Below are 22,099 nucleotides of genomic sequence, written 5' to 3' on the forward strand. Positions count from 1 at the left end.
AACCAATTCAGCAGGATCGAAAACTGCCCATCACAGGAGCCCGTTATGCCCATTGCGCAACTGATCAGCCCGCAAGCACTGGACCTGAAAAAGGACCAGCCGGGGTTGGTGATTCTTGATTGTCGTTTTGCTCTCGAAGACCCGGATTACGGCCAGCGCAGCTACGCACAAGGGCACATCGGCGGCTCGTCTTTTGCCGATCTCGAGCGCGACCTGAGTGGCAAAGTGGTCAAGGGCGTGACCGGGCGTCATCCATTGCCCGAGCCGGCGGACCTGATCGAACGCCTGCAAACCTTTGGCATCAACGCCGACAGCGAAGTGGTTTTGTATGACGACGGTCCGGGTGCCTTTGCGGCGCGGGCCTGGTGGCTGCTGGCCTGGCTGGGCAAGCGTGACGGCGTGTTCATCCTCGATGGCGGGCTCAAGGCTTGGCACGCGGCGGGCCTGCCCCTGAGCCTTGATCCACCGTCGACCGGTCGCGGCACATTTACCGGCGTGCCGGACAACGCGCTGATCCTCAACGCCGAGCAGTTGCAGGAGCGACTGGCCCAGCCCACGCTGACCTTGCTCGATGCCCGTGCCTTGCCGCGCTTCAAGGGCGAAGTCGAACCGATCGACCCGATTGCCGGGCACATCCCCGGTGCGCAATGTGCGGCCTTCACCGACAACCTGGGCAGCGACGGGCGTTTCCTGCCAGCCGATCAGCTCAAGCAGCGGTTTGCCGCGAAGCTCGACGGGCGTTCGCCGGCCGATCTGGTGGCGTATTGCGGTTCTGGCGTGACGGCGTGCCATAACCTGTTCGCCCTGTGCCTGGCGGGTTATCCGTTGGGGGCGCTGTATGCCGGGTCGTGGAGTGAGTGGATCAATGATCCGGCGCGGGGCGTTGCCACCGGCGAATAAGCCCTACACCCCCTGTGGGAGCGAGCCTGCTCGCGAAAGCGGAATATCTGCCGACTGATAAGTTGATTGACACACCGCTTTCGCGAGCAGGCTTGCTCCCACAGGGGTAACTGGTTTTCTTGAGCGTTAATAAAGGCGCGCGCTGCGATACGCCCCAGGCCCAACCCCATACACCTGCTTGAATTGCCGACTCAAGTGACTCTGGTCGGCAAACCCCAGTTGCGTCGCGACGTCCAGCGGCAAACAGCCGCCCTGCAACAACGCCCGCGCCCGGGCGATGCGCTGTTGCATCAGCCAGGTGTGCGGCGGCATGCCGGTGGCGCGGCGGAATACCCGGGCGAAGTGGAAGGGCGACAGGTTCACTGCCGCTGCCAGTTCTTCAAGCGAAGGAGGCGCCGCCAGTTGCGTGTGCAGCAGGTCCTTGGCCAATGTCACCGCCCGGTGCTCCTTGCCCGGTTTGCCGGCAACCGGCACCGCCGCATGACGTTGCAGCAGGGACAGCATCAGTTCCCGCCAGGCGGTTTGTTGCTGCAGTGCGGTGGCCGGGCTTTCCAGCAAACGATGCAACTGACAGAAGCCGTTCACCAGATCCTGGTCGCGATACAGCGTGGCGCCAAACGCCGGCAGGTGATGGGTCGGCAGTTCCAGCTCGGCCAGCAGTGAAAGAATCTGCCCGCTGTCGGGATAGAACGCCCGGTACAGCCAGCCGTCCTCCGTGCCCTTGTGGCCGGTGTGCAGCTCATCAGGGTTGATCAGCACCAATGTGCCGCTGCCGGCCAGATGCTCGGCACCGCGGTAACGGTAACGCTGGGCGCCGGCCATGATCATGCCGATCACATAGCCGTCATGCACATGGGGGGCGAAACGGTGCTCGATGTAGCGTGCCGACAACAGCTCGACCCCGGCCAGCGGCGGCGTTTGCCAGAAGTGGATGGACTCGCCCTGGGCGTTATCCATAGCTTATCCGCGACCCATGTTGGCCAGCCACTGCGGGATGCGTCGCTCCAGGTAGTACCCTGGTTGGCGGAAGGTGCCATCGACGAAGCCGACATGCCCGCCTCGGGCCTGCAATTCGAATTGCGTGCAGGCTGACAACTCGTCGGCGTGCGGCAGGCTGTGGGGAAAGACGAAGGGGTCATCGGCGGCGTGGATAATCAGGGTCGGCGTGCAGATCTCGCCGAGGAAGTAGCGGCTCGATGCGCGGCGATAGTAGTCGTGGGCATCGGCGAAACCATTGAGCGGCGCGGTCACCCGGCCATCGAAATCCCAGAACGTGCGCATGTTTTCCAGCGAGCCGAGGGCCGCAAGGGTCGCGAGGCCTTCTTCGCGGCCGTCATGCTGAAACTGCCGTTGCTTGTTCTTGATGTAGGCCAGCATCTCGCGCATGAAATGCGCCTGATAGACCTTGGAGAAACCCTGGCCGATGCGGTCGGCGCACTGGTCCAGGCGGAACGGCACCGACACCGCCACCGCACCGAGCACGCCGCTGGCGCTGCCGGTTTCGCCCAGATGCTTGAGCAGCACGTTGCCGCCCAGGGAATAACCCACGGCATACAACGGCGCGAGAGGACGCTTTGCCCGCAGGTGCCTGATGGTTTCGGCCAGGTCTTCACTGGCACCGGAATGGTAGCTGCGCGGCAACAGATTGGGTTCGCCGGAGCAGCCACGCCAGTTCAGCGCGACACTGGCCCAGCCCTGGTCGCCCAGCGCTTTCTGTATCCCGGCAACGTAAGGTGAATTCGACGAGCCGGTGAGTCCGTGCAACACCAGGACCAAAGGCGCATCGGCGGTGTGCGGGCCATGCCAGTCGAGGTCGAGGAAGTCGCCATCCTCCAGCCACAGGCGTTCGCGCTCGCGTTGCAGGTGGGTGGTTTTGCGCCACAGCGGGCCCCACAAGGTCTGCAAGTGCGGATTGCCGAGGCCGAAGGCCGGGGTGAAGCGTTCTGGCGGATGGAACACGATGGGTCTCTATGCAGTGGCGCACGCCTGCATTGCGGCGCGCGCCTTGTTCAGGCCGGACGGTTAACCGGCGATCTCTGCCATACGTTGCCACAATGAATAATAGACCCGTCCGGATTTTTGCTCCCGGTGCAGGCGCCAGTTCCCTGGCAGGCCGAGGGTCGAGGGTGCGTTTTCGCTTTCGGTGTAGACCCAGGCGTCATCCGCCAGCCACTGGCGCTCTTCAAGCAGGGCGCAAACGGTCGGCAGCAGGTTCTGGTTGAACGGCGGGTCGAGGAACACCAGGTCGTAGGCCACGGCGGCCTGGGTTTCCAGGTAGCGCAAGGCGTCGGCCGTTTGAATCTGGCCGGTGGTGCAACGCAGGGTACCCAGGTGCTCCTTGATGCTCGATACCGCAAGGCTGCTGGCGTCCAGCGCCTGTCCCATCGCGGCGCCACGGGAGAGTGCCTCGAGGAACAGCGCGCCGCTACCGGCGAACGGATCGAACACCTTGGCGCCCGGGACGTAGGGTGCGAGCCAGTTGAACAGGGTTTCACGCACTCGGTCCGGCGTCGGGCGCAGGCCCGGAGCGTCGGGGAAGCTCAGTTTGCGGCTGCGCCATTCGCCGCCGATGATGCGCAGCTGGTTCACACCGTTATGCACGTTGTGGACAGGTTTTTTCGGGCGAGAAGTGGCCATTAATGCTCCGGAACCCCGAGCGGTTGCTCGGCGGGTTTATCAGTTGGGGCCGGTAACGGCTTTTGCGGCACGGTCGGGCCAGCGCTGACGATGACCAGTTTGTCCGTGCTCAGGTGTTTGTTCATGGCCGCCTTGACCTGCTCGACGGTCAGGCTCTGCGACTGTTGCATGAAGTCTTCCAGGTGATTGAGCGGCAAGTCGTAGAAGCCGATCGCACCCAGCTGGCCGACGATATCGGCGTTGCTGGCGGTGGACAGCGGGAAGCTGCCGGCCAGTTCGCGCTTGGCGTCGTCGAGTTCTTTTTCGGTCGGGCCGGTCTTGAGGTAGTCGGCGAGCACATCCTGCACCAGTTTCAGGGTTCCTTCGCTCATTTCGGCGCGGGTCTGCAGGTTGATCATGAACGGGCCGCGTACCTGCATCGGGCTGAAACCAGAGTACACACCATACGCCAGGCCGCGCTTCTCGCGCACTTCGCTCATCAGTCGCGTGCCGAAACCACCACCGCCGAGGATCTGGTTGCCCATGGACAGTGCGGCGTAATCCGGATCGTCACGGTCAATGCCCAGTTGCGCGAGCATCAGGTTGGTTTGCTTGGACGGGAACTCGATGTGGCCGATGCTGGCCTTGGGTTCGGCGGGTTGCTCGATCTTCGGCAGGGCCGGGCCTTTGGGCAAGGCGGCGCTGACCTGGGCGGCAATGGCTTCGGCTTCGGCGCGAGATAGGTCGCCGACCAGCGCGATCACCACGTTGCCCGCGGCATAGGCTTTCTGGTGGAACCCGCGCAGTTGCGCGAGGGTGACGGCCGGAACGGTTTGCGCCGTGCCATCGCTGGCGTGCGCGTACGGATGATCGCCGTACAGGCGATTCATCAATTCGAGGCTGGCGAGTTTGCCGGGGTTCTGTTTCTGGTATTCGAAGCCAGCGAGCATCTGGTTCTTGATGCGGGTAAACGAGTCGGCGGGGAAGGTCGGTTTGCCGACGACTTCGGCGAACAGCTTCAACGCCGGTTCGCGCTTGTCCGCGGCGCTGAGGCTGCGCAGGGACGCCACCGCCATGTCTTTGTAGGCGCCGTTGCCGAAATCAGCCCCCAGGCCTTCGAAACCCTGGGCGATGGCGCTGACATCCTTGCCGGCCACGCCTTCGTTGAGCATGGCGTTGGTCAACAGCGCCAGGCCCGGTGCGTTACCGTCCTGGCTGCTGCCGGCGGCAAAGATCAGGCGCATGTCGAACATCGGCAGCTCACGGGCTTCGACGAACAACACCTTGGCGCCTTCGGCGGTGCTCCAGGTCTGTACGTCGAGTTTGCGGTGGCTTGGCGCCTTGCCGTTGAGCTCGGTCAGCGATTGCAGCTTCTGGCTGGCCTTGGCCTTGTCCAGCGCTTCGCTGGCAACCGAATCATTGGATTTGGAGAAATAGAATGCAGCAGAGCCGATCAGGGCGACTGCGATCAGGCTGAGCAGGGCCAGGCGCGGTTTTTTATGTTCACTCATGAGTCGTCTCCTCCGGCAGAACATGGGCGACGCTGAGACGTTCGCGGGTGAAATACAGCTTGGCGGCGTTCTGGATATCTTGCGGTGTCACGCTTTCCAGCTCGGCGAGCTCGGTGTCCATCAGCTTCCACGACAGGCCGACGGTCTCCAGTTGGCCGATGGCGGTGGCCTGGCTGGTGATCGAGTCGCGCTCGAAAACCAGGCCGGCGATGACCTGTGCCCGTACGCGTTCCAGCTCTTCGGTGGTCGGCGCGGTGGTTTTCAGTTGTTCAAGCAGCTTCCACAAACCGGCTTCGGCCTGGGCGATGGTCTTTTTCTTCTGGCTGTTGGGCGTTGCCGACAGGGTGAACAGGCTGTCGCCACGGGTGTAGGCGTCGTAACTCGACGAACCGCCGGACACCAGCTCTTCGCCGCGCTCCAGTTGCGTCGGGATGCGTCCGCTGTAGCCGCCGTCAAGCAGGGCCGAGATCAGACGCAAGGCGTTGACCAGGCGCTTGTCTTCGGCGGTCGCGATGCTCGGCACGTTGAAGGCCAGCATCAGGCTGGGCAATTGGGTCTTCACATGCAGGGTGATCTGGCGTTCGCCGGGCTCGGCCAGTTCCAGCGGAATCTTCGCCGCCGGTACCTCACGCCTGGCGATCGGGCCGAAGTAGCGCTGGGCCAGGGTCTTGACCTCGTCCGGCGTCACGTCGCCGACCACCACCAGCGTGGCGTTGTTCGGCACGTACCAGGATTGGTACCAGTGACGCAGCTCTTCGACTTTCATCCGGTCCAGGTCGGCCATCCAGCCAATGGTCGGCGTGTGATAGCCGCTAGCCGGGTAAGCCATGGCCTTGAAACGCTCGTAGGCCTTGGACATGGGTTTGTCATCGGTGCGCATGCGCCGTTCTTCCTTGATGACTTCGATCTCGCGGGCGAACTCGTCGGGCGGCAGGCGCAGGCTGGCCATGCGGTCGGCTTCCAGTTCGAAGGCCACACCCAGGCGGTCGCGGGCCAGGACCTGGTAATACGCCGTGAAGTCGTCGCTGGTGAAGGCGTTTTCTTCGGCGCCGAGGTCGCGCAGGATCAGCGACGCTTCGCCAGGGCCGACTTTCTCGCTGCCCTTGAACATCATGTGCTCCAGGGCATGGGACAGGCCGGTCTGGCCCGGCGTCTCATAGCTGGAGCCAACCTTGTACCAGACCTGGGAAACCACCACTGGCGCGCGATGGTCTTCGCGCACGACGACCTTCAAGCCGTTGTCGAGGGTGAATTCGTGGGTCGGTTGCGGGTCGGCCGCCAGGGCCGAAAGGGGCAGGCAAACTGTGCTGAGCAGCAGGCCTGCAGCGCGGCGGGCTAGGGCATTCATTCGTTTTTAAACCTTTGGGGCTGCCTGCTTGTTCTTAGCGTCAGCGGGCGAGAGGGTGCTAGGATACTGATCCGTTTTACTGGCGGCCACGCCTATCAGGCCTTGGCGTTTGATCAGGTTGTTTGGGTTTGCGGCAGTAAGCTGTGATTTATCAACTAAACTCAGCTTTTTCGCCGATTTTCCGCCATCAGTCCTTAGTGAAATCGTTTTTGCAGGGTGCCTTTTGCACCTCGACAAAATGTTGCGCATGAACAAGCTGGGTCAATCGCAGTCTGTTCTGCATCGAATATTCATTTGCCGGGGCGCCCGTTGGCGCGTCGCTACCGTGAGATAGCCGTCCCCCATGTTTGGTTCCAACGACGACAAGAAGACCCCAGCTGCGGCTGGCGAAAAGAAAAGCCTGTTCGGATGGCTGCGCAAAAAGCCGCAGGAACCCGTCGTCGAACAGCCACAACCACTTCCTGAGCCAACGCCCGCGCCGGTAGTAAATGCTGCCGAACCTGCGCCGGTTGTGTTGCCGATCGCCGAGCCGGTGCTGCAACCGGTCGTCGAGACGGCGCCTGAAATCGTCGCCGAATTGCCACTGACCCCGGTCGCCGAGCCCTGGTTGACCTTGCCGGTGGCGGAAGAGCCGGTGGCGCTGGTCGTTGATGACCTGGCACCGCACGTGACACCGCCGATTCCGGTGCAGACGGTATCTGTGCCTGAGCCGGTTCAGGCTCCCGTCGTTGAGCCGCTCGTAGCGCCTGTCGTCGAGGTTGCGCCAAGCCCCGCGGTCGCTGCATTCGTGCCGCCGGTTGCGCCGGTTGCGCCGGTTGCGCCGGTTGCGCCGATTGCTCAAGCGCCAGAGCCTGCACCTGCACCTGCACCTGCACCTGCACCTGTTATTACTCCTGTTGCCGCAGCGCCCGTCGAAGTTCCAGTCGAGCCGGTACGCACCGAAGAAACCAAGGCCGGGTTCTTCGCCCGCCTCAAGCAAGGCCTGTCCAAGACCAGTGCCAGCATCGGCGAAGGCATGGCCAGCCTGTTCCTGGGCAGGAAAGCCATCGATGACGAGCTGCTCGATGACCTCGAAACCCGCCTGCTGACCGCCGATGTCGGTGTGGAGGCCACTTCGGTGATCATCCAGCGCCTGACCCAGAAGGTGGCGCGCAAAGAACTGGCCGATGCCGATGCGCTGTACAAATCCCTGCAAGCCGAGCTGGCGGCCATGCTCAAGCCCGTCGAGCAGCCGCTGAAAATCACTTCGCAGAACAAGCCTTTCGTGATCCTTGTGGTGGGTGTCAACGGTGCCGGTAAAACCACCACCATTGGCAAACTGGCGAAGAAGCTGCAGCTGGAAGGCAAGAAAGTCATGCTTGCCGCCGGCGACACCTTCCGTGCTGCCGCGGTCGAGCAATTGCAGGTCTGGGGCGAGCGCAACAAGATTCCGGTCATCGCCCAGCACACCGGGGCCGACTCGGCTTCGGTGATCTTCGACGCCGTGCAGGCCGCCAAGGCCCGTGGCATCGATGTGCTGATCGCCGACACCGCCGGTCGCCTGCACACCAAAGACAACCTGATGGAAGAACTGAAAAAGGTTCGCCGGGTGATCGGCAAGCTCGATGCCGACGCGCCGCACGAGGTGTTGCTGGTACTCGATGCCGGCACCGGCCAGAACGCCATCAACCAGGCCAAGCAATTCAACCAGACCGTCGAACTGACCGGCCTGGCGCTGACCAAGCTCGACGGGACCGCCAAGGGCGGGGTGATTTTCGCCCTGGCCAAGCAGTTTGGCCTGCCGATCCGCTACATCGGCGTCGGTGAAGGCATCGACGATTTGCGCACTTTTGAAGCTGAACCCTTTGTCCAGGCACTGTTTGCCGAGCGGGAGCGTTCATGATTCGTTTCGAACAGGTCGGTAAACGCTACCCGAACGGTCACGTCGGCTTGCATGAGCTGAGCTTTCGAGTCCGTCGGGGCGAATTTTTGTTTGTTACAGGTCATTCCGGCGCCGGCAAGAGCACCTTGTTGCGGCTGTTGCTGGCCATGGAGCGCCCGACCAGTGGCAAGCTGCTGCTGGCCGGGCAAGACCTGAGCACCATCAGCAACGCACAGATTCCATTCCTGCGCCGGCAGATCGGTGTGGTGTTCCAGAACCACCAGTTGCTGTTCGATCGCACGGTGTTCAACAACGTGGCGCTTCCATTGCAGATCCTCGGTCTGTCCAAGGCCGAAATTGCCAAGCGCGTGGACTCGGCCCTGGAGCGCGTGGCGCTGTCGGACAAGACCGATCTGTATCCCGGCGACTTGTCCACCGGCCAGCAACAACGCGTCGGCATCGCCCGCGCCATCGTTCACCGCCCGGCGCTGCTGCTGGCGGACGAACCGACCGGTAACCTCGACCCGCGCCTGGCGGCGGAAATCATGGGTGTGTTCGAAGACATCAATCGCCTGGGTACCAGTGTGCTGATCGCCAGCCACGACCTGGCGCTGATCGCGCGCATGCGCCATCGCATGCTGACGCTGCAACGCGGCCGATTGATCGGCGATGGGGAGGCCGGCGAATGAGTGCTACTCGCAGTCCAAAGGTTTCCGAGCGCGTGGCCCCCAAGGCTGCCGACCCGCAACCGCAGAAGAAAAAACACGACGACGATGATGGTCCGGATTTCGCCACGCTGTTGCGCGCCTGGATCGAAAGCCATCGCGCCAGCCTGCTGGACAGCTTGCGCCGCCTGGGCAAGCAGCCCATCGGCAGCTTTTTCACCTGCATGGTGATGGCAGTGGCCTTGAGTTTGCCCATGGGCCTGTCACTTTTGCTAAGTAACGTCGAACGCCTAGGCGGTTCCTGGCAGCGTGCGGCGCAGATTTCCCTGTACCTGCAACTCGAGGCCAGCCCGACGGATGGCGAGGCGTTGCGCGAACAGATCAAGGGCATCCCTGGGGTGGCCGATGCTGAATACGTCGGTCGGGATCAGGCGCTGGAGGAGTTCCAGCAACAGTCGGGCCTGGGCGAAGCGCTCAAGGAACTGCCGGAAAACCCGCTGCCTGGTGTGGTGCTGGTAACGCCGACTGAAGTCGACAAGCCGGCCCTTGAAGCATTAAGACAAAAACTTTCCGAACTGCCCAAGGTACAACAGGCGCAGCTTGATCTAGTCTGGGTCGAGCGTCTGGCAGCCATCCTCAAGCTGGGTGACCGATTTGTCTTCGGCCTGACCGTGCTTCTGGTTTCTGCATTACTTTTGGTGATAGGCAATACCATTCGTCTTCATATTGAAAACCGCCGCACAGAGATAGAAGTGATTAAACTCGTGGGCGGCACTGACAGCTATGTGCGCCGGCCCTTTCTCTATATGGGGGCGCTGTATGGTTTCGGTGCGGGGATTCTTTCCTGGGGCGTATTGGCGTTCGGCCTGGACTGGCTGAACGATGCGGTGGTCGGGTTGGCGGGGTTGTACGGCAGTGATTTCGCACTGGCCGGCGTACCGGTTGCCGACGGTCTGTCTCTCTTGCTTGGCGCGGTGCTGTTGGGTTATATCGGTGCATGGATTGCAGTCGCACGTCATCTCAGGGAGCTGGCGCCGAAGTAGAATCTTTTTTGCGCGTGATTGACCTTGCAGTTTCTAAGGGAACTTGTCTTGCGGTTTCCGGTCAATTTTCGCAGTGCCAATGGCACGAGTATGTAAGTGGGAGGTTTTTTCGTATGACCAATTCTTTGCAGCCTGCATATGCTCTGGTCCCGGGTGCGAACCTGGAGGCCTATGTGCACACCGTCAACAGCATTCCATTGCTGACGCCGGAGCAGGAGCGTGAACTGGCCGAGAGTCTCTATTATGAGCAGGATCTTGAGGCGGCTCGGCAGATGGTGCTCGCCCACCTGCGTTTTGTCGTACATATCGCCCGTAGCTATTCCGGCTACGGTCTGGCTCAGGCTGACCTGATTCAGGAAGGTAACGTCGGCCTGATGAAGGCCGTGAAGCGCTTCAACCCGGAAATGGGCGTGCGCCTGGTGTCCTTTGCCGTGCACTGGATCAAGGCTGAGATCCACGAATTCATCCTGCGTAACTGGCGGATCGTCAAGGTCGCGACCACCAAGGCCCAGCGCAAGCTGTTCTTCAACCTGCGCAGCCAGAAAAAACGCCTGGCCTGGCTGAACAACGAGGAAGTCCATCGCGTGGCGGAAAGCCTCGGTGTCGAGCCTCGGGAAGTGCGCGAGATGGAAAGTCGCCTGACCGGTCACGACATGGCCTTCGACCCGGCGGCCGAAGCCGACGACGACAGCGCCTTCCAGTCGCCGGCCAACTATCTGGAAGACCACCGGTACGACCCGGCCCGTCAACTGGAAGATGCCGACTGGAGCGACAACTCCAACCACAACCTGCACGAAGCGCTGGAAGTGCTGGACGACCGTAGCCGTGACATCCTCTACCAGCGCTGGCTGGCAGAAGAAAAGTCCACGCTGCACGACCTGGCGCAGAAGTACAACGTGTCGGCCGAGCGTATCCGTCAGCTCGAGAAGAGCGCGATGAACAAGCTCAAATTGTCGATCGCGGCGTAACCCGCACGAAGGCAATAAAAAACGCCCCGATCATTGATCGGGGCTTTTTGTTTCTGGCCTCACACAAAACCTATGTGGGAGCGAGCCTGCTCGCGAATGCGCCAGGTCAGTCGCTATAAGTGTTGATGAAACAATCGCTTTCGCGAGCAGGCTCGCTCCCACAGGGGATCTTCAGTGTCCGAGAAAATCGTGATTGACTATTGTGACCACGGTGCCCGACGCGAATCATTGAGCCCCACCAGATAGCTATCGCCACCGAGCTGACTCATCTGCCGCCGAATCCAGCCCGCACGCCGTGCCACGTAAGCGGTCGGATGGCTGGCACTCCACACTCGCGGGTTCGGCAATACGGCGGCCAGCAAGCTCGATTGCTGGCGACTGAGACCTTTAGCGCTCACGCCAAAGTGATGCCTGGCCGCCGCTTCGGCGCCAAACACCCCGTCGTCCCACTCAACGCTATTGAGGTACACCTCAAGAATCCGCTGCTTGGGCCAGAACACCTCGATCAACCCGGTAAACCAGGCTTCCAGTCCTTTGCGCAACCAGCTGCGGCCAGACCACAGGAACAGGTTTTTCGACACCTGCTGGCTGAGGGTGCTGGCGCCGCGAATCGAACCGCCGAGCTCGTTATGGGCCAGTGCCGCCTTGATCGCATTCACGTCGAACCCCCAGTGCTCGGGGAATTTCTGGTCTTCGCCAGCGATCACCGCGACTTTCAGGTCGTCGGAGATCTCTTCCCATGGCTTCCAGGTGCGCTGCAGGTCAATGGGCTCGCCGTCGAACCAGGATTCGATCTTGCGCTCGACCATCAGCGCCGTTCCCGGTGGGGGTACCACGCGGAAAATCAGCACCAGCAATACGCTGCCGCCCATGAACCAGAGCACGGCCTTGATGAAATGGCGGAAATAGATACGCAGCATAGAGATGGCTTGGCCGAACCCGTTGAGCGGGCCATTATACAGACCCTGTTGATCGAGACTGACTGGAGTTCTTCATGCTGCGTGGCTTTTTGATGCTGGCCGCTTTTTTCGGCTTCACCGGTGTCGGTCTCGGGGCGTTTGCCGCCCATGGCCTGAAAAACCGCCTGAGCGCCGAGTACCTGGCGATTTTCCATACCGGCGTTACCTACCAGTTGGTGCATACCCTGGCATTGCTGGGCGTGGCGTTGCTGGCTACGCAGATTCCCGGTCGCCTCGTGACCTGGGCCGGCGCTTCGTTTGCCATCGGCATCGTGCTGTTCTCCGGCAGCCTGTACGTGCTGACGCTGACGGGTGTCAGCAAGCTCGGCATCGTCACCCCCTTCGGTGGCCTGGCCTTCCTCGCCGGCTGGCTTTGCCTGGGTCTCGCCGCCTGGCGCCTGCCGCTGACCGCTTGACGCTTGTTGCTGACCTTTAGGTCACGATCGGGCTAGAATGCCAGCCCCAAAAAATGATGGCGGCATTCGACATGCGCATTCAGTTGAACGGCGAATCCTTTGAACTGCCCGACGGTGAAACCGTTGCGGCCCTGCTGACCCGTCTGGACCTGACCGGACGCCGGGTGGCGGTCGAACTCAATCTGGATATCGTCCCGCGCAGCCAGCACGCAGACACTGCGTTGAACGACGGCGACAATGTCGAAGTGGTGCACGCCATCGGCGGCGGCTAGCCGCGTGGCCCAAGGGCCGACAGAATTCTGCAAGACCCTCACCCCTACAGAGGATTCCCCATGAGCATCGTTCGTAGCGACAAGCCTTTCGTCCTGGCCGGTCGTACTTACCAGTCGCGTTTGCTGGTCGGTACCGGCAAGTACCGTGACATGGAAGAAACCCGCCTGGCCATCGAGGCCTCGGGTGCCGAGATCGTCACCTTCGCCGTGCGCCGCACCAACCTCGGCCAGAACGCGGGCGAACCGAACCTGCTGGATTTCCTCTCGCCGGATCGCTACACCTTCCTGCCGAACACCGCCGGTTGCTACGACGCTGTCGAGGCCGTGCGCACCTGCCGCCTGGCCCGTGAGCTGCTCGATGGCCACAACCTGGTGAAACTGGAAGTGCTGGCGGATCAGAAAACCCTGTTCCCCAACGTGATCGAAACCCTCAAGGCCGCCGAATCGCTGGTCAAGGAGGGCTTCGACGTGATGGTCTACACCAGTGATGACCCGATCATCGCCCGTCAGTTGGCGGAAATCGGCTGCATCGCGGTCATGCCGCTGGCCGGCCTGATCGGTTCGGGCCTGGGGATCTGCAACCCGTACAACCTGCAGATCATCCTCGAAGAAGCGAAAATCCCGGTGCTGGTGGATGCCGGTGTCGGCACAGCTTCCGACGCCACCATCTCCATGGAGCTGGGCTGTGATGCGGTGCTGATGAACTCGGCCATCGCCCACGCCCAGCAGCCGATCATGATGGCTGAAGCCATGAAACACGCGATCGTCGCAGGCCGCCTGGCCTACCTCGCCGGCCGCATGCCGAAAAAACTCTATGCCAGCGCCTCTTCGCCGCTGGATGGTCTGATCAAGTAAGAGCCATTGATGACTGAATCGAACGACACGCCAATCCAGACGGAAGAAGGCGACGAGCGCCAACACCGCCGCATCAAGAGTTTCGTGATGCGCGCCGGGCGCATGACCGAAGGCCAGCAACGTGGCCTGGAGCAGGGCGCGCCGCTGTTCGTGCTGCCCCTGGCCGACGCGCCGGTGGACTTCGACCAGGTGTTCGGTCGCTCGGCACCGCGTTCGCTGGAAATCGGCTTCGGCATGGGCCATTCGCTGCTGGAAATGGCTGCGGCTGCACCGGAGCAGGATTTCATCGGCGTCGAGGTTCACCGTCCGGGTGTTGGCGCGCTGCTCAATGGCGTGTTGACCCAGGGTTTGACCAACCTGCGGGTCTACGATTGCGACGCCATCGAAGTGCTCAACCGCTGCGTGGCCGATAACAGCCTGGATCGCCTGATGCTGTTTTTCCCGGACCCATGGCACAAGAGCCGTCATCACAAGCGTCGTATCGTTCAGGCATCCTTCGCCGAACTGGTACGGAGCAAGTTGAAGGTCGGCGGTATCCTGCACATGGCCACCGACTGGGAACCGTATGCCGAGTACATGCTGGAAGTGATGAACGTTGCCCCGGGCTACCGCAACCTCGCCGAAGACGGCAAGTGCGTGCCACGCCCGGCCGAGCGTCCGATCACCAAGTTCGAACGCCGCGGCGAACGTCTTGGGCATGGCGTTTGGGATTTGAAGTTCGAAAAACAGGCCTAAACCGCGCCGCAGCTGATCGTTCCCACGCTCCGCGTGGGAATGCCTCAACGGACGCTCCGCGTTCGGCTTTGGAAGGGACGCAGAGCGTCCCGGGCTGCATTCCCACGCAGAGCGTGGGAACGATCAATGACCAAGGAATCAGCGGCGGTCGGCGACTACGCCGATGAGCACCAGCACCACCAACAACACCGGCGCCAGGCTGTAGTTGTTGAACTGGCTCAAGCCCTTGACGATCCATGGCGTGGCGTAGATCAACGCCGCACCGCTGCCGATCATGCACAGCAGGGACATCAACGGTACGCGCAAGGCGCCGGCGATGCTGCCCAGGCGTTGCTCGACCAAGCCCTTGAAATCCGCACCGAACAGCACCAGCAGGCAACCGACCAGGGCGAGGGCGATTTCCGAGAGATTGCTGCGGCTCCAGCGAGACGCGGTGGCAAGCAGGTCGAGTACCAAATCCATTCGATTTCCTTATGTCAGAAATTTCTGCAGCAAGTCATTGAGGAAGAGTTGTCCGCGCTCGGTAGCCGCCAGACGTGACGGTTCGACCTGCAACAGGCCGCTTTGTTCGGCTTCGCGACGGCTTTCGGCGAGGCTTTCCAGGGTCATGCCAGTGCGTTCCGGGTACAGCCGCGCCTCGACACCTGCGGTCAGGCGCAGGGCGTTCATCAGGAACTCGAACGGCATTTCTTCATTGGTCAGCGCTTTTTCGCCCGCCTGGAAGCGCTTTTTCGGGTTCAGGTAGTCTTTCGGCAGGCGGGTCTTCCAGGTACGGATGATGCGCCCGTCCGGATGGCTGAGCTTGCCGTGGGCGCCGGCACCGATGCCGATGAAGTCGCCAAAGCTCCAGTAATTGAGGTTATGCCGCGCCGGACGACCCGGTTGAGCATACGCCGAGACTTCATACTGCTTGTAACCGTGTTCGGCCAACAGCGCCTGCCCGGCTTCCTGAATGTCCCACAGGGTGTCGTCTTCCGGCAGCGTCGGTGGCTGGTTCCAGAATACGGTGTTCGGTTCCAGGGTCAGCTGATACCAGGACAGGTGGGTCGGCTTCAAGGCGATGGCCTGGCGCAAATCGCTCAGGGCGTCTTCCAGGGATTGATCGGGCAAGCCGTGCATCAAGTCCAGGTTGAAGTTATCGAACCCCGCTTGACGAGCCATGCCGGCGGCGCGCACGGCCTCGTCACCGTTGTGGATGCGACCCAGGGCAGTGAGCTTTTCTTGCTGGAAACTCTGGATGCCAATCGACAGGCGATTGATGCCCAGTGCGCGGTAGGCGATGAACTTCTCTTGTTCGAAGGTCCCCGGATTGGCTTCCAGGGTGATCTCGATGTCGCTGGCGAAAGGAATGCGCTGCTCGACACCCTTGAGCAAGCGACCTAGCGCCTGGGCGCTGAACAGGCTGGGCGTGCCGCCGCCGAAGAAGATCGAGCTCAGCTCACGGCCATAGACGGCGTGCAGGTCCTGATCGAGGTCAGCCAGCAACGCGTCGACATACTCTTCTTCCGGCAGCACGGGGCTGGCGGTGTGGGAGTTGAAGTCGCAATAAGGGCATTTGCGTACGCACCACGGGATGTGGATGTACAGCGCCAGGGGCGGCAGCACAGGCAGGGCGGCCCGAGGCGATTGTGCGGCGCCGCCGAAGATCAGCGGCGACGCGGAGGATTCACGGGTCATTTCAAGCCCAGACGCTGGCGCAGCAGATCCATTGCACGGGCGCGGTGACTGATCTGGTTCTTGTCGCCTGGGCTAAGCTCGGCGCTGGAGCAATCGCGCTCCGGCACCCAGAACAGCGGGTCGTAGCCAAAACCGTGTTCGCCGCTGGCCTGGGTCAGGATGCGGCCGTGCCACAGACCTTCACACAGGATTGGCAGCGGATCGTCGGCGTGCCGCACCAGCGCCAACACACAGACGAACTGCGCGCCACGCTCGGCTTCGGGCACGTCCTTCAACACCTCGAGCAACTTGGCGTTGTTCGCCGCATCGCCCTTGCCATCGGCATAACGCGCCGAGTAGATGCCCGGCGCACCGCCAAGGAAATCCACCGCCAGCCCGGAATCGTCGGCCAGTGCCGGCAAGCCGGAAATGCGCGCGGCATTGCGGGCCTTGAGGATGGCGTTCTCGACGAACGACAGGCCGGTTTCTTCAGGCTCCACGCTGCTGAACTCGCCGATCGAGCGCAGTTGCACCGACTCGCCGAGCATGGCCTGGAGTTCCTTGAGTTTGCCGGCGTTATGGCTGGCCAATACGAGTTGCGTGAAGTTGATCATTCGCCGGGGAAGAGCTCTTGGTTGAAGTTGATGGTGTTGATTTTGTCACCGGTCTGCACCTTGATGTCGAAGGTACGGGTTTCCTGCTGCGGGACCGGGTATTGGGCGATGTAGTAGATCGCGCCTTGCTCGGTAATCTGCTTGAAATTCAGTGGCACGCTTTGGCTGGTCAGGTCCTTGACCGTGCCAGTGACCTGGGCCATCTGCGGCTTGCCGTCCTTGATCACCGAAACGTTGATCACGCCCTGATTCTTGCTGCGTGTCAGTTCCGCGGCCTTGGCAATGTCGGGTGTCAGGAAGGTGGAGTTGAAGGTGTTGTAGTGCACCGTCGTGTCGCCAAAGACTTCCTTGCGATCACTTTTGATCGCATCAGCGGCCACGGCCGTGACGCTCAGGCAGGCGGTGAGTAGAAACAGCGCTAGACGACCCATGATCATTCTCCTCGCAATAAGGTGTTCAGACCGCGACCTTGTGGTCTGCAAGCCCCGGGCTGCTGACGCGGTAAATGCCGATCTCACCTAACAGATTAGGCCATAGCTTGCTGGCCCACCCGTGTCGATGCTGTTGATCCACGGCCAGCCGATCAATGACCTTGGCTTCACGTTCGAGGCACAAGGCTTCAAAGTCGGCGAAGGTGCAGAAGTGGATGTTCGGCGTGTTGTACCAGGTGTACGGCAGGAACTCGGAAACCGGCATCCGGCCCTTGCTTGCCAGGTACCAGCGGCAGCGCCAGTGACCGAAATTGGGGAAAGTGATGATGCACTGGCGGCCGACCCGCAGCATTTCGTCGAGGATCTTGTCCGGGTAGTGCACCGCTTGCAGCGCCTGGGTCATGACAACAATGTCGAAACTGTTGCTGGCAAAGTTGCCCAGGCCCTTGTCCAGGTCCTGCTCGATGACGTTGATGCCCTTGGCCACGCATTCGGCGATGTTATCGGCGTCGTTTTCCAGGCCATAGCCGGTGACCTGCTTGTTGTCGCGCAGCCAGGTCAGCAGTTCGCCGTTGCCGCAACCGAGGTCGAGCACGCGGCTGCCGGCGGGTATCCATTCCTGGATGATTTCCAGATCAGCTCTCATGGCTATCTCACAACGTAATGCGGTTCATGTAATTGCCGAACGCCTGCAAGTAGCGCGGGATCGGAATCAGGAAGGCGTCGTGGCCTTGCGGCGCGTCGATTTCCAGGTAGCAGACGTCCTTGCGCGCGGCCATCAGCGCGTCCACCAGTTCCCGCGAGCGGGCAGGGGAGAAGCGCCAGTCGGTGGTGAACGACATCACGCAGAACTTGGCGGTGGCGTTGGCGAAGGTTTTCGCCAGGTCATCGTCGAAGTTGGCCGCCGGGTCGAAATAGTCCAGGGCCTTGGTCATCAGCAGGTAAGTGTTGGCGTCGAAACGCCCGGAGAACTCTTCACCCTGATAGCGCAGGTAGCTTTCGACCTGGAACTCGACGCTGTGGAAGTCGTAGTTGAGCTTCTCGCTTTTCAGGCCGCGACCGAATTTCTCACCCATGGAGTCGTCGGACAGGTAAGTGATGTGCCCGACCATCCGCGCCAGCATCAGCCCGCGCTTGGGGATCACGCTGTGTTCCTGGAACGAGCCGCCGTGGAATTCGGGGTCGGTGAGGATCGCTTGGCGCGCCACTTCGTTGAAGGCGATGTTCTGCGCCGACAGCTTGGGGGCCGAGGCGATGGCCAGGCAATGGCGGATGCGGTCTGGGTAAGTGATGCTCCATTGCATCGCCTGCATGCCACCCAGGCTGCCGCCGATCACCGCGGCAAACTGGGCGATGCCGAGGCGATCGGCCAGGCGCGCCTGGCTGTGCACCCAGTCTTCCACGGTCAATACCGGGAAATCGGCGCCGAACGGCTTGCCGGTTTCCGGGTTGATGCTGCTCGGGCCGGTAGAGCCGTTGCAGCCACCGAGGTTGTTCAGGCTGACCACGAAGAACTTGCTGGTGTCGATGGGCTTGCCGGGGCCGATGCAGCTGTCCCACCAACCGGGTTTGCGGTCGTCGGGGCTGTGATAGCCGGCGGCATGGTGGTGGCCGGACAAGGCGTGGCAGATCAGCACGGCGTTGCTCGCCGTGGCGTTCAGGGTGCCGTAGGTCTCGTAGATCAGGTCATAGGCCGGGAGCGAACGGCCGCAGGCCAACGCCAGGGGTTCGCTGAAGTGCGCCACTTGTGGCGTCACCAGACCAACAGAATCGGGGGGAAAGGCAGCTGGCATCGACCCTGCTCTCGTTGAAATGAGGCGTAAGTCTAAAGACCGCTGCCCATAGCAGCAAGCGACTACCTACGATGATCGTTCCCACGCTCTGCGTGGGAATGCAGCCCGTGACGCTCCGCGTCACATCCAGAGCCGAACGCGGAGCGTCCGTTGAGGCATTCCCACGCAGAGCGTGGGAACGATCAGCCGCTGTGCAGCAGGATCAGATCAGGCCGAACAGTTGTTTCGGCATCAGCGCGTAGTACGCCAGGCGCGGAATCAGCCAGCTCTGCAGCAATTGCAGCGCGATGAAGGCGAAGATCGGCGAGATGTCGAGGCCGCCCAGGTTAGGAATGATCCGGCGGAACGGAGCCAGTACCGGCTCAGTGATCTGCTGCACCAGCTCGGCGCCCGGGTTGTGGCTCCCTGGAGCGACCCAGGACAGGATCACGCTGATGATCATCGCCCAGAACAGGATCTTCAAGAACAGCGCGAAGATGCCGATCAGCGCCCATGGGGCCAGGAACAGTAAGTCGACCGAGTAACCGCTGAGCAGCAGGATGACCGCGAACAGCGCCATCTGCACGACCAGGGCCAGCACCAGCGAGGACATGTCCAGCCCGAACATGCTCGGGATCACCCGGCGCAGTGGCTTGAGCAGCGGTTGCGTGGCCTTGACGGCGAATTGGCAGAGCGGGTTGTAGAAGTTCGCCCGCACCAATTGCAGGATGAAACGCAGCAACACGATCAAAAGGTACAGGCTGCCCAAGGTCTGGATCACAAAAATGGCAGCGTCATTGAGTCCGAGCATTGTCGATTCCTTATTAAGTGCTGATTAGCGACCGAGTTGCTCAGCCATCTCGGCCGAGCGGTGCGCGGCGGCGCCCAGGGCTTTTTCGACCAGTGCTTCGAAGCCATTGGCCTGGAACGATTTGATCGCGGCTTCGGTGGTGCCGGCGGGCGACGTGACGCGGCGACGCAGTTCGGCGGCGTCGACGTCGCTGGATACTGCCATGTGGGCGGCGCCCAGGGCGGTTTGCAAGGTCAGTTGGGCGGCGATGTCTGCCGGCAGGCCGAGTTTGACGCCGGCGGCGGTCATGGCTTCGATCAGCAGGAAGAAGTACGCAGGGCCGGAACCTGAAACGGCGGTGACCGCATCCAGTTGCTGTTCCTCGTCCAGCCACAGGGCGATGCCAACCGCCGATAGCAGCTCTTGAGCTTGCTGACGTTGTTCAGCGGTCACCTGGGCGGTGGCGAACAGACCGCTAACGCCCTGACGCAACAGCGCCGGCGTGTTGGGCATGCAGCGCACGATCGGCTGGGCGCCGAGCCAGTTGTTCATGCTGGCGCAAGTAATGCCAGCGGCAATCGACACCACCAGTTGCCCGGGCTTCAGGCTTGGACGAATGGCTTCGCAGACAGCCTTCATCGCCTGGGGCTTGACCGCCAGCACCACCACATCGGCGCCTTCAATGGCTTGGGCGTTGTCGGCGAATACTTCGATGCCATGTTCGGCGCTCACACGGGCGCGGGTTTCGTCACCCGGATCGCTGGCGCGAATCTGCGCGGCTTCCAGACCTTTGGCCCGCAGGCCGCCGATCAAGCTGGCGGCCATGTTGCCGGCACCGATAAAGGCAATACGCGTCTTGCTCATGTCAGGTCCTTTTCAAGAAGTGGGATGGCCATATTTACGACTGGCTGTAGTCGCGGGCGCCAAACAGTGCGGTACCGATCCGCACCCAGGTGGCGCCCTGGGCGATGGCCGACTCGAGATCGTGGCTCATCCCCATGGAAAGTGTGTCGAGTGGCAGATTCAGGCTGGCCTGCAGGCTTTGCACGGCAGCGAAAGCGGCATCCTGGGCGGCGCGATCTTCGGTCGGCTCGGGAATGGCCATCAGCCCGCGCAACTTCAGGCGCGGCAAGGCGCTGATGGCATTGGCCAGGGCCGGCAGGTCCGCCGGGGTGCAGCCGGACTTGCTGGCTTCACCGCTGACATTGACCTGGATGCAGATGTTCAAGGGCGGCAGATCGGCAGGGCGTTGTTCGGACAGGCGTTGTGCGATTTTCAGGCGATCCACGGAGTGCACCCAGGCGAAGTGCTCGGCGATTGCACGAGTCTTGTTCGATTGAATGGGGCCGATGAAGTGCCAGATCAAGGGCAGGTCGGTCAGTTCGGCCTGCTTGCCCATGGCTTCCTGCAGGTAGTTCTCGCCAAAGTCGCGCAGGCCCGCGGCATAGGCTTCACGCAGTGCCTGTGCGGGTTTTGTCTTGCTCACGGCCAGCAACTGCACGCTGTTTTCATCGCGGTGGGCGGCGAGGGCGGCGGCACGGATACGTGAACCAACCCGTTCAATGTTGTCTGCTATCGTGGACATTCAAGAGGCGCCAGCGGTCTGAGGTTGGCGGCATTCTACTGGAATTGAGGGGTGCTATGGATATCACTGAGTTGCTGGCGTTCAGCGCCAAACAAGGCGCATCCGACCTGCATTTGTCGGCTGGGCTGCCGCCGATGATTCGCGTCGATGGCGATGTGCGGCGTATCAACTTGCCGGCCCTGGACCACAAGGAAGTGCAGGCGCTGATCTACGACATCATGAACGACGCCCAGCGGGTGGCGTTCGAAAAGCACCTGGAAACCGACTTTTCCTTTGATGTGCCGGGTGTCGCGCGATTCCGGGTCAATGCCTTCAATCAGAGTCGAGGTGCCGGAGCGGTCTTTCGCACGATCCCGTCCAGGGTCCAGAGCATGGAAGAGTTGGGCATGGGCGAAGTGTTTCGCAAGATGACCGACGCGCCACGCGGCCTGGTGCTGGTGACCGGCCCGACGGGGTCGGGCAAGTCCACCACCCTGGCGGCGATGATCGACTACCTGAACAGCCATCGCCATCACCACATCCTGACGATCGAAGACCCTATCGAATTTGTCCACGAATCGCGCAAATGCTTGATCAATCAGCGTGAAGTCCACCGTGATACCCGCAGTTTCGCCACGGCCTTGCGTTCGGCGCTGCGCGAAGACCCGGACGTGATCCTGGTGGGAGAGATGCGTGACCTGGAAACCATCCGCTTGGCCTTGACCGCTGCCGAGACCGGCCACCTGGTGTTCGGCACGCTGCACACGACCTCGGCGGCGAAAACCATCGACCGGATCATCGACGTGTTTCCGGGGGACGAGAAGTCGATGGTGCGTTCGATGCTGTCCGAGTCGTTGCTGGCGGTGGTGTCCCAGACCCTGGTGAAGAAGATTGGGGGCGGTCGGGTCGCGGCCCACGAGATCATGCTGGGAACGTCGGCGATCCGTAACCTGATCCGGGAGGACAAGGTGGCACAGATGTATTCGTCGATTCAGGCGGGCGGGTCGCTGGGGATGCAGACGCTGGATATGGGCTTGAAGGAGCTGGTGGCCAAGGGGCTGGTCAGTCGCGAGCAGGCGCGGGAGAAAGCACGGTCGCCGGATAACTTCTGAGGAAGAAATGT

Annotated in this window: 25 protein-coding genes; 10 read left to right on the top strand and 15 right to left on the bottom strand. The window is 61.9% G+C overall.

Going from position 1 to position 22,099, the window contains the following annotated elements:
- Positions 1-45 precede the first annotated feature (45 nt).
- A complete protein-coding gene (locus HFK74_RS03005) occupies positions 46-900 on the top strand; it encodes a sulfurtransferase (protein ID WP_180202284.1) in 855 nt (284 codons plus the stop codon).
- A gap of 126 nt (positions 901-1,026) precedes the next feature.
- On the opposite strand, the gene HFK74_RS03010 is transcribed toward HFK74_RS03005, so the two are convergent.
- From HFK74_RS03010 to HFK74_RS03030, 5 genes are all read right to left on the bottom strand, one after another.
- The gene (locus HFK74_RS03010; RefSeq protein ID WP_180202285.1) at positions 1,027-1,857 is read right to left on the bottom strand and encodes an AraC family transcriptional regulator; all 831 of its coding nucleotides are present in this window, start codon (positions 1,855-1,857) and stop codon (positions 1,027-1,029) included.
- A gap of 3 nt (positions 1,858-1,860) precedes the next feature.
- Complete coding sequence (locus tag HFK74_RS03015; RefSeq protein WP_180202286.1) at positions 1,861-2,859, bottom strand: hydrolase; 999 nt, start codon at positions 2,857-2,859, stop codon at positions 1,861-1,863.
- A gap of 63 nt (positions 2,860-2,922) precedes the next feature.
- On the bottom strand, positions 2,923-3,537 hold the full coding sequence (rsmD, locus tag HFK74_RS03020; RefSeq protein ID WP_008065078.1) for a 16S rRNA (guanine(966)-N(2))-methyltransferase RsmD: 615 nt from the start codon (positions 3,535-3,537) through the stop codon (positions 2,923-2,925).
- On the bottom strand, positions 3,537-5,027 hold the full coding sequence (locus HFK74_RS03025) for a pitrilysin family protein (RefSeq protein ID WP_180202287.1): 1,491 nt from the start codon (positions 5,025-5,027) through the stop codon (positions 3,537-3,539). The genes rsmD and HFK74_RS03025 overlap by 1 nt, the downstream gene beginning before the upstream one ends.
- A complete protein-coding gene (locus tag HFK74_RS03030; protein WP_180202288.1) occupies positions 5,020-6,375 on the bottom strand; it encodes a pitrilysin family protein in 1,356 nt (451 codons plus the stop codon). The genes HFK74_RS03025 and HFK74_RS03030 overlap by 8 nt, the downstream gene beginning before the upstream one ends.
- Before the next feature lie 343 nt (positions 6,376-6,718).
- Here HFK74_RS03030 and ftsY point away from each other — a divergent pair, with 343 nt between their 5' ends.
- From ftsY to rpoH, 4 genes are all read left to right on the top strand, one after another.
- Positions 6,719-8,257 (top strand): signal recognition particle-docking protein FtsY, encoded by a 1,539-nt coding sequence (gene ftsY / locus HFK74_RS03035; RefSeq protein WP_180202289.1) that lies wholly within the window; start codon positions 6,719-6,721, stop codon positions 8,255-8,257.
- Positions 8,254-8,925: a cell division ATP-binding protein FtsE gene (gene ftsE / locus HFK74_RS03040; RefSeq protein WP_008065082.1), complete on the top strand. Its 672-nt coding sequence runs from the start codon at positions 8,254-8,256 to the stop codon at positions 8,923-8,925. Before ftsY ends, ftsE begins: the two co-directional genes overlap by 4 nt.
- Entirely contained in the window at positions 8,922-9,944 is a 1,023-nt protein-coding gene (ftsX, locus tag HFK74_RS03045; RefSeq protein WP_180202290.1) for a permease-like cell division protein FtsX, read from the top strand. Before ftsE ends, ftsX begins: the two co-directional genes overlap by 4 nt.
- A 113-nt stretch (positions 9,945-10,057) precedes the next feature.
- Positions 10,058-10,912: an RNA polymerase sigma factor RpoH gene (gene rpoH / locus HFK74_RS03050; protein WP_008065085.1), complete on the top strand. Its 855-nt coding sequence runs from the start codon at positions 10,058-10,060 to the stop codon at positions 10,910-10,912.
- Between the two features lie 197 nt (positions 10,913-11,109).
- Here rpoH and mtgA read toward each other — a convergent pair whose 3' ends face one another.
- A complete protein-coding gene (gene mtgA / locus HFK74_RS03055; protein ID WP_180202291.1) occupies positions 11,110-11,832 on the bottom strand; it encodes a monofunctional biosynthetic peptidoglycan transglycosylase in 723 nt (240 codons plus the stop codon).
- A 74-nt stretch (positions 11,833-11,906) separates the two neighbouring features.
- Between mtgA and HFK74_RS03060 the strand changes: the two genes are divergently transcribed.
- From HFK74_RS03060 to trmB, 4 genes are all read left to right on the top strand, one after another.
- Positions 11,907-12,287: a DUF423 domain-containing protein gene (locus HFK74_RS03060; RefSeq protein ID WP_180202292.1), complete on the top strand. Its 381-nt coding sequence runs from the start codon at positions 11,907-11,909 to the stop codon at positions 12,285-12,287.
- A gap of 71 nt (positions 12,288-12,358) precedes the next feature.
- Entirely contained in the window at positions 12,359-12,559 is a 201-nt protein-coding gene (gene thiS / locus HFK74_RS03065; protein WP_050562648.1) for a sulfur carrier protein ThiS, read from the top strand.
- A gap of 60 nt (positions 12,560-12,619) precedes the next feature.
- Entirely contained in the window at positions 12,620-13,414 is a 795-nt protein-coding gene (locus HFK74_RS03070; RefSeq protein WP_180202293.1) for a thiazole synthase, read from the top strand.
- Positions 13,415-13,423: 9 nt separating this feature from the next.
- On the top strand, positions 13,424-14,149 hold the full coding sequence (gene trmB, locus HFK74_RS03075; RefSeq protein WP_180202294.1) for a tRNA (guanosine(46)-N7)-methyltransferase TrmB: 726 nt from the start codon (positions 13,424-13,426) through the stop codon (positions 14,147-14,149).
- A 138-nt stretch (positions 14,150-14,287) separates the two neighbouring features.
- Here the strand turns inward: trmB and HFK74_RS03080 are convergent, their stop codons facing one another.
- The 9 genes from HFK74_RS03080 to HFK74_RS03120 form a co-directional block, all read right to left on the bottom strand.
- On the bottom strand, positions 14,288-14,611 hold the full coding sequence (locus tag HFK74_RS03080) for a DUF3392 domain-containing protein (protein ID WP_180202295.1): 324 nt from the start codon (positions 14,609-14,611) through the stop codon (positions 14,288-14,290).
- A gap of 9 nt (positions 14,612-14,620) precedes the next feature.
- Positions 14,621-15,826 (bottom strand): radical SAM family heme chaperone HemW, encoded by a 1,206-nt coding sequence (hemW, locus tag HFK74_RS03085; protein WP_257230239.1) that lies wholly within the window; start codon positions 15,824-15,826, stop codon positions 14,621-14,623.
- On the bottom strand, positions 15,823-16,419 hold the full coding sequence (rdgB, locus tag HFK74_RS03090; protein WP_008063510.1) for an RdgB/HAM1 family non-canonical purine NTP pyrophosphatase: 597 nt from the start codon (positions 16,417-16,419) through the stop codon (positions 15,823-15,825). The genes hemW and rdgB overlap by 4 nt, the downstream gene beginning before the upstream one ends.
- On the bottom strand, positions 16,416-16,850 hold the full coding sequence (locus HFK74_RS03095) for a DUF4426 domain-containing protein (protein ID WP_180202296.1): 435 nt from the start codon (positions 16,848-16,850) through the stop codon (positions 16,416-16,418). The genes rdgB and HFK74_RS03095 overlap by 4 nt, the downstream gene beginning before the upstream one ends.
- Before the next feature lie 25 nt (positions 16,851-16,875).
- Positions 16,876-17,496 carry a methionine biosynthesis protein MetW gene (gene metW, locus HFK74_RS03100; RefSeq protein ID WP_008063505.1) on the bottom strand — a complete coding sequence of 207 codons (621 nt, stop codon included), beginning with the start codon at positions 17,494-17,496 and terminating at the stop codon, positions 16,876-16,878.
- 7 nt (positions 17,497-17,503) lie between these two features.
- Positions 17,504-18,643: a homoserine O-acetyltransferase gene (locus tag HFK74_RS03105; protein ID WP_180202297.1), complete on the bottom strand. Its 1,140-nt coding sequence runs from the start codon at positions 18,641-18,643 to the stop codon at positions 17,504-17,506.
- Positions 18,644-18,845: 202 nt separating this feature from the next.
- Positions 18,846-19,433: a YggT family protein gene (locus HFK74_RS03110; protein ID WP_180202298.1), complete on the bottom strand. Its 588-nt coding sequence runs from the start codon at positions 19,431-19,433 to the stop codon at positions 18,846-18,848.
- A gap of 24 nt (positions 19,434-19,457) precedes the next feature.
- Positions 19,458-20,276, bottom strand: a complete 819-nt coding sequence (gene proC, locus HFK74_RS03115) for a pyrroline-5-carboxylate reductase (protein ID WP_180202299.1) — start codon at positions 20,274-20,276, stop codon at positions 19,458-19,460.
- Between the two features lie 34 nt (positions 20,277-20,310).
- Positions 20,311-20,997: a YggS family pyridoxal phosphate-dependent enzyme gene (locus HFK74_RS03120; protein WP_180202300.1), complete on the bottom strand. Its 687-nt coding sequence runs from the start codon at positions 20,995-20,997 to the stop codon at positions 20,311-20,313.
- A 56-nt stretch (positions 20,998-21,053) separates the two neighbouring features.
- Here HFK74_RS03120 and HFK74_RS03125 point away from each other — a divergent pair, with 56 nt between their 5' ends.
- Positions 21,054-22,088, top strand: a complete 1,035-nt coding sequence (locus tag HFK74_RS03125) for a type IV pilus twitching motility protein PilT (protein WP_180202301.1) — start codon at positions 21,054-21,056, stop codon at positions 22,086-22,088.
- Positions 22,089-22,099 lie beyond the last annotated feature (11 nt).

Origin of the sequence: Pseudomonas sp. SbOxS1 (assembly GCF_013416725.1) — a bacterium.
Classification (GTDB): Bacteria; Pseudomonadota; Gammaproteobacteria; order Pseudomonadales; family Pseudomonadaceae; genus Aquipseudomonas.